Source organism: Agrobacterium sp. GW821-FHT02D03 (genome assembly GCF_059421725.1).
In genome coordinates this window covers 1280202-1297017 of sequence record NZ_JBWKVN010000002.1, presented here as the reverse complement: position 1 = coordinate 1297017, position 16816 = coordinate 1280202, and the positions used below count along the sequence as shown (strand labels likewise).

Here is a 16816-nt window from a genome sequence, read left to right as displayed (position 1 = left end):
GCCCCTCCTCTTTCTCGGCATGGAATGAAACATGGCAAGAAACGCACCAGGAAATACATCCAGATTGCTTGGAATGCTCTTGTCCTATAGCGCATCCTCGGCAAGTCTTCTGATTGCCAATGCCGCGCAACTCATCACATTTGCGATACTCGCGCGAACTTTCGGTGCTGACGAATTCGGTCGCTACGTTTCCTTGATCGCCGTCACCAACATTGCCGTCCACCTTTGCGGCATGGGCGCGTCGGAATCTCTCGTTCGCCGCGTTCCGCAAGACCCATCCTGCTTTCCGCGCATCTTCGGCCACAGCATTATCTTAAGCGGCATCAGCGGGGCGGTGCTGATTTTCCTCGGAATGATCGTACTGCCGCACTTCATGCGCTTTGCAGAAGCGCCAGCTGAGAACCTCTGGATAACCTTTCAGCTGCTTTTGACCAACATCGTCCTGGTCCGCCTGATCATGCTGGGCGAAACCATCTTTCTGGCACACCGCCGAAACGCTGCCGCCAACGCCTCGATCATGGGATTTGCGCTGATCCGAACGTTGACTGCGGCTCTTGCCTGCATCGCCTTCGACGTCAATACGGTCGAAAGCTGGGCAACATGGCAAATGGTGTCATTCATACTGACGCTTGCGCTTTATGGGTTCCTTGCCTTTCGCATCGCGCGGCCGGACTACAGGCTCGACCGCCCGGAAATCCGCCTGGGGGTTCTTTTCGCCACCCCATTCATCTTTCGCGCCTTCCGTCAGAACGTCGATCTCCTGATCCTCGGCTTGGTGGCGAACCCCGAAATGGTCGGCAGTTACGGCGTCGCCCGGCGCATCACCGATAGCAGCTACATGGCGGTCGATGCGCTGAACCGGCTCATTTACCCTCACCTCGCCGTGGCCAGCGTGAACGGCATCCACCACGCCTTCACGCTGACAATGCGTATTCTGGCAATCGCGATCGGCCTTGGATTGGCGGCAGCCCTCTTCATCTTCTTCGCGGCCTCCCTCATGCCGCTGATATTCGGAACGGAATATGTGTCCCTGCCGACATTCGTCAGGATCCTGGCGCCACTCATCCTCTTTATCGCGATCTGGTCGGTTGCGGTCGATCTGCTGGGAGCGGCTGGTGAACATGGGGCGCGCGCCTGGGTACTCAACCTCGCCAACGGCATCGGCGCGCTCGTTATCGGCGTGGCTGCATGGCTCTGGCCACCCTACGGAATTTTTATCTCAGCATATATTATCGAATTTAGCATCGTGATCGCTTCATGGCTCGTGGTTCGGGCGTATGTCGCCCGCTCCATCGCAGCAAGCAAGGACGTTGAATTATGACGACAAAAAACACTTCAAAGCTTCGCCCCGCAGAACTGGCCGATGTTCCCCAGATGAGCGAACTCTTTACGTCGGTGTTCCGATCCCGTTCGAAGCCGAAGACGAAAGCGCTGGGAGCGCACCTGTCTGAGATCCTCTTTACCCATCCCAATTACACACCCGAAAATGGGAGCCTCGTGTCAGTCGATGACACTGGCGCATTGAAAACGCTCCTGAACATCATACCGCTCACCTATCGTATCGGTGAGGAGACTGTGATTGCAAGGCTAACCTGCGGCTTCGCGACGACGCCCGATGCCAATCCGCGCGCCGCTGCGGCGGTGTTTTTAAGCACCCGACCGAAATCCGACAGCATCCTCTTTACAGACAGCGGCGCCCCTATCGGCATTGCCCATTTCAAGGCGATCGGCGGCATCGAACTCCAGGTTCAGGCTCTGCGCTGGTACAAAATGTTCAAACCAGTCCCGGCGCTTATCAATTTCCTGAGAATGAAGCTGTTCGACCGCTTTCCACGCCTCATCAGCCGCGGTCAGCTTCCTGACAATCGTCTTGCTAACAACGTGACGACGGCGGACGGATATAGTGTGGTGGAGGCAACACCTGCTGTCTTTGCCGAATATGCGAACCGTTATCTGGCATGGTACGTGGTCGCTCCGGTTTATGACGAGCGCTACGTCACATGGGCCGTCAACGCCTCGGAGGGAGAGGGCGGACGCGGCAAGCTGATGCTGGCGCAGGTCAAGGATAAGAACGGCAATGTCGTTGGCGTCTTCTCATGTGTGGGTGAAATGGGAGGCTCTGCGCATATCCTTGATCTTCTTTACGAAGACAAGGCTCAGGATGCCGTTGTCGATGCCACCCTGCTCGCACTCCAACGGTCCGGCTTCACCTATGCCTGCTCCCAGGCCCGACCCGAGATGATCCGGTCTCTCTCCCGCTACAGCCGCATCTGGTATCGCTACTTCACCGGCATCTCCGCAACCTCCCGCTCTGCCTTGTTTAGGGAGGCGATGGAAAACGGCCGGGCGTATTTCGGCGGTCTCGGTGGCGAAGGCTGGACACGTCTGACGCGCGACTTTTACTAGAGCGTCCTTTGGAGCGCACAAAGGGCGCGATAACGCTTTAAATTGGCGCATCGTTATTTCCGAAAATCGACCCTGATTTTCAGCTGGCTTTAGCATACGGCGAGGTTTTGCGACCATGACCGGCGCGACAATAGCCGCCTGATGCGCACGGAGCAGATCTCAATGATCATCGCGCCTTTATTCGGTCCGCTCCACCAAGAAGTAGGTGGTCGGACCACCGGGCGTGTCGTTCGACAGACGCAGGATGTTACCGCTCTTGACGGTTGCGACAGGCGCACGGACACGGCCGTCCAGCCCGACAGGAGAAATCTTGAAGGTGCCGGGGGTCTCGAAGCGGAGACCGACTTCCATGCGCCTGATGAGAACCGGCAGATGGCCAAAATCTTCGATGACGTACTGATCCGCGTCGCGAAAGCGCATTCCGGAATTGCGGGCATCCGAGGCCAGGATCAAGAGCTGCCGCTTGCTGTCTTTCAACGGCACTCCGTCCAGTGACGACAGCGATAGCAATCCCCGTCCATCCGCATGCTTCACGCTGAAAGCACCAACCTCGACGCCGTCCCCGACCTTGTCGAAAGCGAGCGCCTGGGTCATCGGCGTTCTCAAGGCCAGGGCCTTGGCTCCGGCGTCCAGTTGCAGTTCGCCGGTCTGGCTCACGACTTTACCACTATCGAGATCCGCCGGAGCCGAAGGATCGACACGACCAGCATCTTTCAGCTTTGCCACGATTGCCATCGGGGTCTCCCCCTCGCGCTGCGGTGCAACCGCAACCACACCAGGCTTGGCATCGGTCACAGATTGGAGGCCAATGGCCCCGACAAGACCGAGGCGTGTGAGAAGCTCAGGCTCCATGTCGTTGACGCCTTGCGGCAGACCCTTTTGCTCATCGACGAGGAAAGGGATATCGAGCGACGTGCTCGTGGCGTCGCCACGGCGAAAGACGAGCGCAGCCAGCGTTTCGCCCGCGCGTGCCACCGGGTCGAGTGCGATCGCGTAGGGCAGAATCTGCTTCTTGAACCGGAAATCTTCGCCATAGGCCAAAACGATCGGACCGTGCGCATGGCGGCACAAGACGTCCCAACCCTGTAGGGCAGCAAAAGCGGGTGCCGCAAGACCTGCCTCGTAGCGATAGGGGTTCCAAAAGAGATGATCATATTCCGTGATGACGAAGGGTCGCCCCAGCCAGCGTGCAGCACCCACGGTTCTTAAGTAGCGCAGCCCGTCTTCCAGCGAGCTCTTCCCCTCGATGCTGGTGCCCGGCTCATAGGAACCAACCCAGTCATGATAGGTGTTCATCGCCACCGCATCCTGGATGCTGCGGCTAATACCAGTCTGGATCGTCGGCCAGTTGTTGTAGGGCAAGACGATACCGCGGAAGCGAAGATCGCGAAGCGCCTTGGTCATGCGCCGGGTGGCGTTCTGCTCGACATCGATGAAGAAGGATTGCAGGTCGCGCATCCGCTCGCTGCGCTCGTTGCGATTGGTCGGCAGAGCAACGGAGCGGTCCTCAAGACTGCCTTCCTTCGTCCACCAACCCCACTTCTGCTTTAGCGCGTCGTCACTGCCGTATTTCTTCGAGAGCCAGTCACTGAAGAGCGGTTGAAGCTGCTTTTGAAAAACGCTGCCTCGCACACCCTCTTGCACCATGGAATCGAATTCCAGGCCGTTTTCGTTGAATGGAACAATGGCAACCAGTGCCGGATCGCGAATGGGCGCAATGCCGGTGTAGGGATTGACCTTGCCGAGGAAGGCCTGCTGAAACTTCAGCCAGTGATCGAAGCCTGCATCCGTAATCTGCGCATCGACCTTGAGGTCGCCCTTGAGATCCCATCGGTCCTCATAGCCGCCATAGGCTCCGCGCGTGGAACTCAGTCCATCCATGATCCAGTAGATGCCGTTTCGCTTCAGTGCAGCCATGAAATAATGGACGCGATCCAGCACCTGCGGGTCGAAATCGAAATCCTTGGCGCGGTCTGCCATCAACGCGGCGTCGACATAATGGAAACGGGCGATATTGTAGCCGTGCCTTTTGAGCTGCAGGGCATAGCGGTCGGCAGCATCGTGATCCGGAAACCCGCCAGACGCCGGGCTTAGCGCAAGAGACGCGCACAGGAAGCGCTGCGGCTTGGCGGCGTCATTGGCTATCGCGAGCTTGCCAGCGGGTGTGACGATGACCCGCGTATTCTCGTCGATCTTCGTTTCTGGAAGAATGCCAGAAAAATCGAGCGGGCTTCCCGCCTGAACTTCAAGCGACTTTTCCCTGACGGGGAGCCACTCTTCGGCATAGACTGGCCGGATCAATGCGAACGAAACGGCCAGTATCCAAAGAAGGGCTTTTTTCATCAGGGCTTCAACAACTTACTTTCAATCCAACTTCCGGGATTTTTCCGTCGCGATAGGATACCGAACGGAAGTGCTGCCGCATGAAAGCACCAGGCCACGATGGCGTAAAGGCCAAGCTCCAGACTTTTTTTCTTGATCGACATCGCCACGACCGGCAGCACCAGCAGGGCGACAAAGGCAATCAGTCCGATGGGATGAAAGAGGCTGCCGATCAGACAGAAAAGCAGAATTGCCCACCAAGCATAAACGCCAAGCCAAAGCTTGATCTCCGGGTTCTCTTGGACGACCTGCTTCAACCGCCCCTGCTGCCAGCCTGCGCGTAAAAGCTCCCCTGTGCCGAGCAGATATTTCGACGACCAGCGCCGTGTCAGCAGCACATAGGAATTGATGTTATGGCCGAAGTGATCGACATAGCGCCGGTCCAGCCGGTAAAGCGTCCAGCCGCGCAGACGAAGACGTTGAGCCAGATCGAATTCCTCGAATGCGTGAAGATTGCGGTCGGAGAAATATCCGGCCTCTTCGATTGCGGCGCGACGGTAAACGCCGCCACCGTTCAGACGATCGCGAACGCCATGCTTGACCTGCGAGGCAATTCGCTGCACCCGGCGGGTAAATTCCAGATTATCGAGATTGACCTCGTTGATATCGCCGCTGACGCCGGCAACGCGGGGATGCTTGTCTAGATAATCGAAGGCTTCGGGCAAAAAGGTCGGATCAAGCAGCATGTCGCCGTCCATCAAGGCGATGAATTCCCCCTTGCTGTATTGAAATCCGAGCTGGGGACCAACGCCGCAACTGGCTTTGGCGGGCGCTTGAATCTGGGCGATGATGACAGGATATCGAGAAGCGATCTCGACTGTTCGATCCTTCGAACCACTATCGGCGACGATGATTTCGCTTTCGATACCAGGCACGGCCTTCAAAGCAGCGATCACGCTTTCGATGGCCGCGCCGATCCGGTTTTCTTCGTTCAGCGTCTTCAGAATGACCGATAGTTTCACAGCCGCATCCGTTACATGTCAGTCTACTGAGGGAAGAATACAGGTTTCGGAACGAAGCTGTATGCAGAATTTCTTATATGCTTAACGCCACAGCAGAGGTCTATGCGGTTGTTGAGAGTCTGGCAACTATCGGATTTGCGGGCGCGGTGAAATCCATTCAGTGAAGCACCCGGTTTCCGGCTGCCTTGTCCATGTAGAGCTGCAGGAGTGTCAGTGCTTGCGTCAGAATAAGCTCAAGCGGCCTGAGGTTATCCGATGACCTTTCCCCGGTTTCACCTTCGATCATCGCAGCCATGGCGCGGAAATTTTCTGCCAGCCGCACATCGCCCTCTTCAGACGCATGTTCGGCCGCATCGAAAAGCGCTTCGCTCACAGTATTCATCATGGCGTGCCGCTCGCCGACATTCATCTCCGGTAAGCTTTTGGGTGCTGATTGCATCGATTTACCTCCGCGCGCGTCTTTGCTCCGCACCTGCCGTTGCAGATGCTTTAGCAATACGCATTGTTTGATCGGATTGATGAAACAGAGATAGGGTTGCGGGACCGGGGAAGCAAGTCATGACAGCGATGCCGTCCGCGCATGGCCTCAGCTTCGCACGGCCTACCATTCGATGCTCGAACCGTCATAGGCATGGAAGCTTCCGCTTTGCGCCGGCTGAAGTCTATCCAGAACGGAAAGCATCCTGGTCGCGCTCTCCTCCGGTAGAAACCGATCGCGGCCACCGGCGTAGTCATCACTGAGCGAGGTTGCCACGGTGCCAGGATGCAGTGCTGCCAAGACCGACTGCGGGTGACTGCGGCCAAGTTCGACGGAAGCGGTTCGGATAATCTGGTTCAACGCCGCCTTCGAGGCGCGATAGGATACCCATCCGCCGAGATGATTGTCACCGATCGAACCGACCCTTGCCGACAGAAACGCCATCAGCCCGCGCTCTCGCCTCGGCAGTTTCGCAGCGACGTGTTTCAACACCAGCGCGGGGCCGAGCGCATTCAGCGCAAATTGCTTCATCATCGCGTCGGCAGAAAGCTGCTTCAGCGCCTTTTCCGGGCCAACGCCCTCGATCGTCAGCGCCCCGGTGGCGCAGAAGATGAGCTGAAACTCTCCGTCAAGTCTTCCGAGGGCGTCGTGAACACTTGCCTCGTCGGTAATATCCAGGCCGTCGCCGGAGCGCGAAAGACCGACGACCTCTGCGCACCGCTCGTCCGCCTGGAGCAATCTCGCAACTGCCGAGCCGATCCCACCGCTAGAGCCGATCACGAGCGCGCGATATCCGTCTGCGAGTGACGTCATCATTACGAGAAACTCCTAAACAGGCTCTGCATCATCGAGCTTTTTCAGAAACTGGCGCGCGGCATTTTTATAGTCCTTGCGCTGTTCGTCCTTCATCCGTCCCCAGGTCGCATAAGGCTGGGCCAGACGGCGGTTGCCGTCGAGCTTCTTTTTGTTTCGGTCAAGGAAATCCCAGTACAGCGAATTGAAGGGACAGGCTCCCTCCTCGGTCTTCTTGCGCACATCGTAACGGCAGTTTTCGCAATAGTCCGACATGCGCGAAATATAGGCTCCACTTGCCGCATAGGGTTTGGATCCCAGCAATCCGCCATCGGCGAACTGGCTCATGCCGATGACATTCGGCATCTCTACCCATTCGAAGGCATCGGCATAGACTTCGAGATACCATTCATGCACCGCATGGGGATCAAGGCCCGCAAGAAGCGCAAAATTCCCGGTGATCATAAGCCGCTGAATGTGATGGGCATAGGCGTGATCAATGGTCTCACCGATGACCGTCGAAAGGCAATTCATCTCGGTCTTGCCGTCCCAAAAGAAGGATGGAAGCGGTCGCGACGCGTCAAAAAAGTTGCGATCCGCATAGTCCGGCATGAAGTGCCAGTAGATGCCACGCATATATTCCCGCCAGCCGATGATCTGGCGAATGAAGCCCTCAACAGCGTTGATCGGCGCATCGCCTTCCAGATAGGCGCGCTCCGCCCTCCGGCAGATGTCGAGCGGGTCAAGAAGACCCAGATTGATGTAGAAGGACAGGAGCGAATGATTGAGGAACGGGTCGCTGGAGAGCATGGCATCCTGCGTCTCACCGAAGCTCGGCAGGAAATGCTCGATGAATGCGTCTGCTGCCCGCTCCGCATCCTTCTGCGTGACCGCAAATGCGAAGCCCTTTGCCTCCCCCATATGCTCGGCAAAACGTTCATCGATCAATTTCATCACGTCGCGCGTCGTCTTGTCGGGCGTAAACTTCGGATGTGAGGCGCGAAAGAGATCGGGCTTTGCCGGCTTGCGGTTTTCAGCATCGAAGTTCCAGCGACCGCCCACGGGCTTGTCGCCTTCCATGAGAAGAGAGGTTTTTCGGCGCATGTCGCGATAGAAAAACTCCATCCTCAGCTCGCGCCGCCCCTCAACCCACGCCCCGAACTCCTCCTTCGAACAGAGAAAACGGCTGTCGGCGCGTATTTCTACGGGAATGTTGAGAGACTTCTCCCAGCCAGACATCGCCTGCAACACCCGAAATTCGCCCGGCTCGGTGACGATGACCTTCTCTAGCTTTATCTCTTTGACGGCGCGCTTCAGCTCTTCGGTGAAGCTCCCCGTGTTCGCCTTATCATCCAGCTCGGTGTAGCGAACGTCGAACCCCTTGCCGCGCAAATCTTCGGCGAAGTGGCGCATGGCCGAAAGGATCAGGATGATCTTCTTGCAGTGATGGCGCACATAGGTGGTCTCTTCCTGCACCTCACACATCAGGATCATGTCCTGATCCGGATCGGCACCCTCCAGGCTTGAGACGGAGTGGGACAATTGATCGCCAAGGATGAAGATGAGATTGCGGCAGCGCTGTTTCATCGCCGCAGAACGCCAAGGTGCCGCCTGCCGTTCCAGACGGGAACCGCCATCGACGTCTTTTTATGGGCGACGATGATGTAGGCGATCGCTGCCAGTATTGCATCCTGTCTGCCCCAGAAGATCGCAAAGCATGTGTGGGTGTAACAAGGCGCAGACGTAGAGGAAATGCTGAGCTGATGTCGTTCGGGAAGGGTCGGGGCCGTAGCGAGACGGACGAGGACGTACGCAGCGCGAATCAGTGGGGCTTCGCGCACCGGCTATCGGCCATCATCGGCACGATAAATCTAAGACTTCGTTAATAAGGGGAACCAAAGACAGTCTCGCCACGTTGCTTTTCCACAATACGGAAAAGGAACTTCCAAAATGTCAAGATCAGGAAAAGCAAAATCCGTAGTTTTTTTAGCAGCAGCCTTCATGTGCGCTGCAAGCGGCCCATCGTTCGCCCTGAGCGTCATTAACCCCGCCTATGTAAACGAAGCTTCTGCCGAAGAGGCCACGAACGCTTCCGTCTCGGCATTTAGCAATGGCGGCGCAACGAAGGGCAGTGGCGACCTTCTTCTTTCAGCGGAAGAAGTTCAACACATTCGTTGGTGCGCAACACGCTACCCATCCTATCACGCGTCGGACAATACCTTTGCTAACGCCTCTGGTGCGCGCACGGAGTGCCGCTCCAAGTAAGGCGGGCTTGTTTTGCCCGCCTTCCAATTAACCGCGTTGGCAGTCTCAAATCCTGCCAAACATGTCAGAAGTGATAGTTCAAACCACCCTTGACGACGTTGTCGCTGATATCAGTCCGCGATGTGGTGCCGCCAGAGAATGTCCGAACATCGTTGGTTGCAACATAGTTGTACTCGACCTTGCCCGAAATCTGCTGATTGAACTTGTGTTCGATACCGGCGCCGAGCAGGTAGCCTTCCTTCATGCCATCAGGGCCGACAACATTGTCGCCGTCGCGAAGGCTCGTAACCGTCAGACCAGCCGTGCCGTAGATCAGAGTTTCGTCCATCTTGACGCCAGCTTTGGCCTTTGCCGCAACGCGCCAGCGCTCGCGCAGATTTCCGTTCGGAACGGAGACGCGGGTATCGCCGAGATGGGTTGCTTCGAGTTCGCCACCGACGACAGCACCGCCAAGGTCATAATTGTAGCCACCCTGAACGCCCAGCGCCAAGCCCTTGCCGTCACGGAAAGGGTTTGCGCTTGGCATGGCAGCGCCAATATGGCCACCGGCATAAGCACCCGTCCAGGAAGAGCTCGCAGGCTCGTTATAGGTTGGAGGCGCCTCGTAGGACGAGGTGAGGTCTGCAGCAACAACCGGGCTGGCAGCCACCATTGCCGCAATGGCAACAGCGTAAGATCTGAATTTATTGGACATCATCAACTCCATACCAAGTCCTTAAGTCTCCCCGCGGGAGACGTCATTCCGAAAGCCACCAAGGACAGTGCCTGTCTGATTGCTGTTATGGTCAACATAAGCGCGAAGGTATGGCGGAAAAAGAAACTTGGTTAGAATTTAGCTAAAACTTTAACGGCATGGATAACAGGAGGTTAACGCTGAATTTCAGGTGTCGCTTGGGTTCGAGCGCATCTGCGCCAAACCATGCTGTGCGGGGTCCAGCTTGGTGTCAAGGCAATCGCGTTTGGGCGATGACTGTTCGAGCGGAGTCATCTGACTATCCTAGTCTCTTTAGTTTTTGTCGAATGGAGACAAAGGGTCTTGCTGTTTCAAGGACGTTGAGGGAGAGCCGTCGGCAGGGTGATCTTTTCTGGCGGCGCGATCTTCGTCAAAGGCAATGTCGAGCAGCCGGTGCGGTTGCACTTGATCGCCTGGGCGGCGACCAGCGCACCCCTGATATCGATCATTCCAGCACCTTGTGCGCGGCGACGATTTTGTTCTCGCTCGGCCCGACCGCCGCCTAGCTCAGCGCCATTTGCCCCTCGGCGGCAAACGCCCTGATCGTCAAAAACCTCAAGAGGGTTGTGGCGACTGGCGTTACCAGTCTGTGGATCGGTGATCCCATGGAGTATCGTGATGACCGAAACCATCGAAAGTTCAAAAGATAGAGCGATCTAAAACATCCATCTCAAATCAATCCGCAACCTCCTTTTTTCAAATGCGATCCCCTTGGTTCAATCGCATGAAGTCACGTTCTGTGTTGGTAGAGGGTTATGGGATAGTTGTCGTGCAATTCAGCGGTGCCTTTCTGATCTCGAGACTAGCCTTCCCGGGGATCTGCTTGAGAAGTTGGAGGGCCGCATGCTTGATTGTCGTCATATTGGCTGGGCCGGTTGAGTCCTTAAGGGCATGAGATCTTCGTGGAAGACGACGTCGAGCACCAGTGCAGATGTCGAAGGCCACGATGGCAGGCTCTCGCTCGCGCAGGTTTCGAACCAATCGATGAAGCGTTCGGCAAATAGCCGAGCGGGAAGCGCGTTAATCACGTCGGTGTGTGCGTCAAGAGAGAGAATACATGTTCGGATGGTAGAAAGCGGCAGAGGAGATTAAGCTTTCGCTTGGTTCAGCGCCCGATCTCACAGAAATCCTCTACTCTGGCCATCGCCGCACGACACGATCAGAGAAATTTTCCGACTAGGGATGGAAGCCTTTCCAAAACTGGTGGGGGCATCAAGAGCCGAAAAAATGATCCAGGAACGTCTTCGCGGACACGACGGCCTCATATGATACGGTGTCTCCTACAAACATAGAAATAGACGCGCCGGCACCGCTCTCAACTTCAAACAATTGCCCTGCTTGAAGTTGTTTTATAGTTGAGCTTACCTGTTTGCCGTTATAGAAGATATTTATGATAGCTTCAAACCTAATCCATTTGAACGGGCTGCGCGCGACCCAAGTCGTATTTTATAGTTTTGTTGACCCTTGTGCTAGGCTCAATGCTTCATGGTGAGAATCGTCACCTTCGTAAGCCAAGACTATGTCGATTTGTTGCGGCTGTGGCTTGATCTTTCTAGATCCAATATGCCTGTCCCGCCCACGGTGATTGCTATGGATGAGCAAGCCTTTATCCGCGCCTCAGCAGATGGCCGATGCCTTACACGCCGCGCGCCGCCGGAAGCGGCGGATGCGCCGAACCGTGGTCTGTTCTGGATCCGTCGACTGGCTCTGCTGCTAGAGGAAATGCTTGCCAGTGACGGAACCGACCCCGACCTATTTATGCACTCAGACCTCGACGCATTCTGGCTCGGCGATGTCGCGACACTTCTTGTCGATCAGCGCTTCGATCTGGCCTTTACGATGGACCATGGTCATCCCGCCACGATTGGTCGTGACTGGGGATTCACCCTATGTCCAGGCCTTTTCGCGGCTCGAAGTGGACCAGCGCTAGCCGCCTTTGCTCGTTTATGGATGGCGGAAACGCAGCGCTACTCAGATGATCAGAATGCGGTGAACTATATTGTCCGCGATCTCGGGATCAAGTGGCGGCCTCGCGATCTTGGAGGCCACGCGGCCGTAACAGGAGAGGTTGAGGTCGAGGGGCAGAGCGTCAGCATCCTAGTTTTGCCGCGCACGCTGTGCGACCGCGTGCTGCCGCTTGAGACAGATCGAGAACTGGTTGCCGCCCATCCCTTCTTCGACCGGCGTTTCCGAACGGCGACGGTCCGGCTTCTTTCCCGGTTCACCATGAGCAACGGCACGTACAACCTTCCAGAAGACCTCCGCCTCCCGATCGATGCGCGGCCGTCACTTCGTCGTAACCTGTTGCTGCGGGCCGTCTTCCGTGCAGTCGGTTCGGCGCCGCTGACCAGTGAAGAAATACACTATTACGCGGCGCTAGAGGCGGGGCATGGTGATATCGCCAAGGCCGTCGCTCTTTTTGATGCCGCCCTTGCGAAAGGCGGCGACCCCGGCGCAATCGGCATTGATTCCCACATGGTTTTTCATCAGGTTGGCCGTGCTGGTGACGCCAAAACAGCGCTTTCGGCTGCTGTAGCTGGGGCTACAGCATCGGAGACACTACGCCGCCTTGCCGCCAACGCCCGCGTCATCGGCGCGCCCGCTCTGGCGCTGTATGCCATGGGGCGGATCGCATGGCTGTCGGTTGGCGATCCCCACCGCATTGCCCGCCGCTTCGCGCGCATCGCCCGCCGCTATACCGCTCGGAGGTAGCTGGGCCGCATAACAAGGGGATTGCATTTGAAAAAAGGAGGTTGCGGATTGATTTGAGATGGATGTTTTAGATCGCTCTATCTTTTGAACTTTCGATGGTTTCGGTCATCACGATACTCCATGGGATCACCGATCCACAGACTGGTAACGCCAGTCGCCACAACCCTCTTGAGGTTTTTGACGATCAGGGCGTTTGCCGCCGAGGGGCAAATGGCGCTGAGCTAGGCGGCGGTCGGGCCGAGCGAGAACAAAATCGTCGCCGCGCACAAGGTGCTGGAATGATCGATATCAGGGGTGCGCTGGTCGCCGCCCAGGCGATCAAGTGCAACCGCACCGGCTGCTCGACATTGCCTTTGACGAAGATCGCGCCGCCAGAAAAGATCACCCTGCCGACGGCTCTCCCTCAACGTCCTTGAAACAGCAAGACCCTTTGTCTCCATTCGACAAAAACTAAAGAGACTAGGATAGTCAGATGACTTCGCTGGAACAGTCATCGCCCAAATGCGAGTGCCTCAGGGGCAACTTGGGGAACCAATGCCCCTACATTCTGTTCACTTGTCGAACAACAAACAAAGGAGGCTCACCATGCCAAACCGTGATCCATTGGACGAGTCCACGATCGACAGCCCGCGTGGTCCAACATCGACACCGGGCATTCCGGACCGAGTTCAGGAAAAGCCGCCCGTGCCACCCGTGAACGATCCGGGCGATACGAAAAACCCGAACGATCCGACACTCAATCCCGCGCTTCTGCCAATCGGCGATCCCGCGGGCGCTGCCTGAAAGCTGCAATAGGAATTCACCAAACCGCCGTGCGAGACAATCGCACGGCGGTTTGTTTGTCTTAGAGCTTGACCCAGTTGCCGTTGTCCTTGGACGAGCGAATGCATGCCTCGACAAAGGCAACGCCTTTCACACCATCATCCACGGTTGGATAGATGACGGCCTTGTCGAGGTCAGAACCATTGCGGCGCGCATCGATGGCATTGGCCGCTTCCGAGTAGATCGTCGCAAAGGCTTCGAGGTAACCTTCCGGATGGCCGGATGGAATGCGCGTGACACGGGACGCCGCATCACCGGCACCGGCACCACCGCGGGTGATCAGTTGCTTTGGCTCTCCAAGCTTGGTGAACCACAGATAGTTCGGGTCCGCCTGCGTCCATTCCAGCCCAGCCTTGGTGCCATAGACGCGCACCTTCAAGCCGTTCTCATGGCCAACGGCGACTTGGCTGCACCACAAAAGACCCTTGGCCGCCTGCTTGCCACCTTTCGCCTTGAAGCGCAGCATGACGTGGGCGTTGTCATCCAGGCGCCGCCCTTCGACAAAGGTGTGCACGTCTGCCGCAAGCTCTTCCAACTCCAAACCCGAAATGAAGCAGCCGAGATTGTAGGCATGGGTGCCGATGTCACCGGTCGAACCGCCTGCACCCGACTGCGCGGGGTCCGTTCTCCAGACCGCCTGCTTGGCGCCGGTCTGTTCGATCGGCTCGGCCAGCCAGTCCTGCGGATATTCCATCTGAACCAGACGAATATCGCCGAGCACGCCACCTTCTACCAGCTCCCTTGCATGGCGGACCATGGGGTAGCCGGTATAATTATGGGTGAGCACGAACAGTGCATCCGCCTTGTCGGCAACCTCTTTCAGCTTCTTGGCATCCTCGAGGTTGGAGGTCAGCGGCTTGTCGCAAATGACGTGGATACCGCGCTCCAGAAAGGCCTTTGCCGCGGGATAGTGAACATGGTTCGGCGTGACGATTGCGACGGCGTCGATGCCATCTTCGCGTGCCGCTTCCTTTTCCGCCATTTCCTCATAGGAGCCGTAGCAGCGGTCTTCATCGAGCCCAAGCTCCAGACCGGAGGCCTTCGACTTCTCCGGCGTGGACGATAGTGCGCCTGCCACCAGTTCAAAGCGGTTGTCGAGACGCGCCGCCATGCGGTGAACGCCGCCGATGAACGCACCGCTCCCACCGCCGACCATACCGAGGCGAATACGCTTGGACGCCTTGTCGGTCGTCTTTCCTTCAATTGCCATAGTTTTCAGTCCTCGCAATCGTTCTATTACAGGCCGAGCATGCGCCGGTTGGCCGCATCATCCGTACCGCTGGAGGCGAAATCGTCGAAGGCCTTTTCCGTCACGCGGATGATATGTGCCTTGACGAATTCAGCGCCTTCGCGCGCGCCGTCTTCAGGATGCTTCAAGGCGCATTCCCACTCGACCACGGCCCAGCCATCGAAATCATTGGCCGCCATCTTGGAGAAGACGGCGCCAAAATCGACCTGGCCGTCGCCAAGCGAGCGGAAGCGGCCCGCGCGGTTGACCCAACCCTGATAGCCGCCATAGACGCCCTGGCGTCCCGTCGGGTTGAACTCGGCATCCTTGACGTGGAACATCTTGATGCGGTCTTTGTAGATGTCGATATTGTCGAGATAATCCAGGCACTGCAGCACGTAGTGCGAGGGATCGTAGAGCATGTTGGCACGGCTGTGGTTCTTCACGCGCTCCAGGAACATTTCGAAGGTCACGCCATCATGCAGGTCTTCGCCTGGATGAATTTCGTAGCAGACATCGACACCCTGCTCATCGGCAAAGTTCAGGATCGGCGTCCAGCGTTTAGCAAGTTCGTCGAATGCCGTTTCCACCAGGCCTGCAGGACGTTGCGGCCACGGGTAGATGAAGGGCCAGGCGAGAGCACCTGAAAATGTCGCGTGTGCATCGATGCCGAGATTGCGCGATGCTTTCAAGGCGAGCTTGACCTGATCGACCGCCCATTCCTGCCGTGCCTTGGGATTGCCGCGCACTTCCGGTGCTGCAAAACCGTCGAAGGCTTCGTCATAGGCGGGGTGAACCGCGACGAGCTGACCCTGAAGATGGGTCGAAAGCTCGGTCACTTCGACACCATTCTGGCGCGCAATGCCAGCAAATTCGTCGCAATAATCCTTGGATTCCGCCGCCTTCTTGAGGTCGATCAACTGGCTCGCCCATGTCGGCACCTGAACGCCGACATACCCTTTTTCAGCGGCCCATTTGGCGATCGCGTCCCAGCTGTTGAAGGGTGCGGCATCTCCCGCGAACTGACCCAGAAACAAACCGGGACCCTTGATCGTCTTCATCTCTGACTTCCTCCTGTATCGATACAGTTGAACGGACCAAGCCTCCGCCGCGCAACCGCGGACAAGCTAACCGCTCCAGAATTTCGTGCAACCCTGAATGTCGCCTGCGCCGCTAAAAATTGCGCAGGGGCGACGCCGACCGCTGGAGATCCTTCGCAGCGAGTCTCGATCGCGATAACAACTTCGGGAGAACGTCTTAAACGAAGCCAGTGCGGGAAACCTTTTGCAGTTGCTGTGGTTATCCGTTCTCAACCTTTAATCACCAGGAGCTTCGAACCGCCATGATATTGACCAGACGCGCAGTCCTCGCAGCCGGCGCCGCCTCGGCTGCCGCAACGGTTCTCTCAACGCCGTCCCTCGGCCGTGCCGCAACTCCTTTCGAGCAGCCCGCACTTCCCTTCAAGGAGGACGCGCTGGCGCCGCATATCTCGGCAAAGACGGTGGGCCTTCATTACGGCAAGCACCACAAGGCCTATTTCGACAAGCTCAACACGCTTTCGAAGGGCACGCCCTATGCGGACATGAAGCTGGAAGAGATCGTAACGGCGTCCTACGGCAAGGCGGCAGACAAGAAGATTTTCAACAACGCCGCGCAGGCGTGGAACCACGTTTTCTACTGGGACCAGTTCGTACCAGGCGGCCCAAACAGGCCAGAGGGAAAAACGGCCGATGAAATCAACGCCGCATTCGGCGGTTATGACAAGTTCATCGAAAAGGCCGTCGCGGCTTCCGATGAGGTCTTCGGCACCGGCTGGGTTTGGCTCACCAGAGATGACGCGAACAAGCTTGCGCTGGTCGGATATGAAGATGGCAACAATCCTGTGGCCGTCGGTCGCCCGGCCTATCTCGGCATCGATATCTGGGAACACGCCTATTACGTCGATTACGAGAACCGTAAGCCCGCCCATATCAAGGCCGTGCTGGAAAACCTCGTGAACTGGCGCTTCGTCGGCGATAAGATCTCTGCGGCTTGAG

16 protein-coding genes are annotated in these 16816 nt (G+C 57.2%); 7 read left to right on the top strand and 9 right to left on the bottom strand.

Going from position 1 to position 16816, the window contains the following annotated elements:
• The first annotated feature begins 31 nt into the window (after nucleotides 1-31).
• Together AC07U5_RS19300 and AC07U5_RS19295 are read left to right on the top strand one after the other, a co-directional pair.
• Nucleotides 32-1321, top strand: coding sequence for a lipopolysaccharide biosynthesis protein (locus AC07U5_RS19300; protein WP_494723967.1), 1290 nt, complete (start codon nucleotides 32-34; stop codon nucleotides 1319-1321).
• Nucleotides 1318-2406, top strand: a complete 1089-nt coding sequence (locus AC07U5_RS19295; RefSeq protein ID WP_494723966.1) for a hypothetical protein — start codon at nucleotides 1318-1320, stop codon at nucleotides 2404-2406. Before AC07U5_RS19300 ends, AC07U5_RS19295 begins: the two co-directional genes overlap by 4 nt.
• 177 nt (nucleotides 2407-2583) lie before the next feature.
• On the opposite strand, the gene AC07U5_RS19290 is transcribed toward AC07U5_RS19295, so the two are convergent.
• From AC07U5_RS19290 to AC07U5_RS19270, 5 genes are all read right to left on the bottom strand, one after another.
• Nucleotides 2584-4749, bottom strand: coding sequence for a glycoside hydrolase (locus AC07U5_RS19290; RefSeq protein WP_494723965.1), 2166 nt, complete (start codon nucleotides 4747-4749; stop codon nucleotides 2584-2586).
• On the bottom strand, nucleotides 4749-5750 hold the full coding sequence (locus AC07U5_RS19285; protein WP_113180191.1) for a glycosyltransferase: 1002 nt from the start codon (nucleotides 5748-5750) through the stop codon (nucleotides 4749-4751). The genes AC07U5_RS19290 and AC07U5_RS19285 overlap by 1 nt, the downstream gene beginning before the upstream one ends.
• 157 nt (nucleotides 5751-5907) lie before the next feature.
• Nucleotides 5908-6189 (bottom strand): hypothetical protein, encoded by a 282-nt coding sequence (locus AC07U5_RS19280; RefSeq protein WP_162741013.1) that lies wholly within the window; start codon nucleotides 6187-6189, stop codon nucleotides 5908-5910.
• 162 nt (nucleotides 6190-6351) lie between these two features.
• Complete coding sequence (locus AC07U5_RS19275) at nucleotides 6352-7044, bottom strand: SDR family NAD(P)-dependent oxidoreductase (protein ID WP_494723964.1); 693 nt, start codon at nucleotides 7042-7044, stop codon at nucleotides 6352-6354.
• A 12-nt stretch (nucleotides 7045-7056) separates the two neighbouring features.
• Nucleotides 7057-8607, bottom strand: coding sequence for a cryptochrome/photolyase family protein (locus AC07U5_RS19270; RefSeq protein WP_494723963.1), 1551 nt, complete (start codon nucleotides 8605-8607; stop codon nucleotides 7057-7059).
• Nucleotides 8608-8970: 363 nt separating this feature from the next.
• On the opposite strand from AC07U5_RS19270, the gene AC07U5_RS19265 reads away from it, so the two are divergent.
• Nucleotides 8971-9285 (top strand): BA14K family protein, encoded by a 315-nt coding sequence (locus tag AC07U5_RS19265; protein ID WP_082447356.1) that lies wholly within the window; start codon nucleotides 8971-8973, stop codon nucleotides 9283-9285.
• Between the two features lie 64 nt (nucleotides 9286-9349).
• Here the strand turns inward: AC07U5_RS19265 and AC07U5_RS19260 are convergent, their stop codons facing one another.
• The gene (locus AC07U5_RS19260; protein ID WP_062424584.1) at nucleotides 9350-9979 is read right to left on the bottom strand and encodes an outer membrane protein; all 630 of its coding nucleotides are present in this window, start codon (nucleotides 9977-9979) and stop codon (nucleotides 9350-9352) included.
• Nucleotides 9980-10329: 350 nt separating this feature from the next.
• The gene (locus tag AC07U5_RS19255; RefSeq protein ID WP_494723961.1) at nucleotides 10330-10467 is read right to left on the bottom strand and encodes a hypothetical protein; all 138 of its coding nucleotides are present in this window, start codon (nucleotides 10465-10467) and stop codon (nucleotides 10330-10332) included.
• Between the two features lie 1036 nt (nucleotides 10468-11503).
• Here AC07U5_RS19255 and AC07U5_RS19250 point away from each other — a divergent pair.
• The 3 genes from AC07U5_RS19250 to AC07U5_RS19240 all read left to right on the top strand — a co-directional run bounded on the left by AC07U5_RS19250 (nucleotide 11504) and on the right by AC07U5_RS19240 (nucleotide 13513).
• Nucleotides 11504-12730 (top strand): putative nucleotide-diphospho-sugar transferase, encoded by a 1227-nt coding sequence (locus AC07U5_RS19250; RefSeq protein ID WP_494723962.1) that lies wholly within the window; start codon nucleotides 11504-11506, stop codon nucleotides 12728-12730.
• A gap of 278 nt (nucleotides 12731-13008) precedes the next feature.
• Entirely contained in the window at nucleotides 13009-13146 is a 138-nt protein-coding gene (locus tag AC07U5_RS19245) for a hypothetical protein (protein WP_494723961.1), read from the top strand.
• Between the two features lie 169 nt (nucleotides 13147-13315).
• Entirely contained in the window at nucleotides 13316-13513 is a 198-nt protein-coding gene (locus AC07U5_RS19240; protein ID WP_494723960.1) for a hypothetical protein, read from the top strand.
• Between the two features lie 61 nt (nucleotides 13514-13574).
• Here the strand turns inward: AC07U5_RS19240 and AC07U5_RS19235 are convergent, their stop codons facing one another.
• Both AC07U5_RS19235 and AC07U5_RS19230 read right to left on the bottom strand, forming a co-directional pair.
• A complete protein-coding gene (locus AC07U5_RS19235) occupies nucleotides 13575-14762 on the bottom strand; it encodes a Gfo/Idh/MocA family protein (RefSeq protein WP_494723959.1) in 1188 nt (395 codons plus the stop codon).
• Between the two features lie 26 nt (nucleotides 14763-14788).
• Nucleotides 14789-15841: a sugar phosphate isomerase/epimerase family protein gene (locus tag AC07U5_RS19230; protein ID WP_494723958.1), complete on the bottom strand. Its 1053-nt coding sequence runs from the start codon at nucleotides 15839-15841 to the stop codon at nucleotides 14789-14791.
• Between the two features lie 281 nt (nucleotides 15842-16122).
• Here AC07U5_RS19230 and AC07U5_RS19225 point away from each other — a divergent pair, with 281 nt between their 5' ends.
• Nucleotides 16123-16815, top strand: coding sequence for a superoxide dismutase (locus AC07U5_RS19225; protein WP_494723957.1), 693 nt, complete (start codon nucleotides 16123-16125; stop codon nucleotides 16813-16815).
• The last annotated feature ends 1 nt before the right edge of the window (nucleotide 16816 follow it).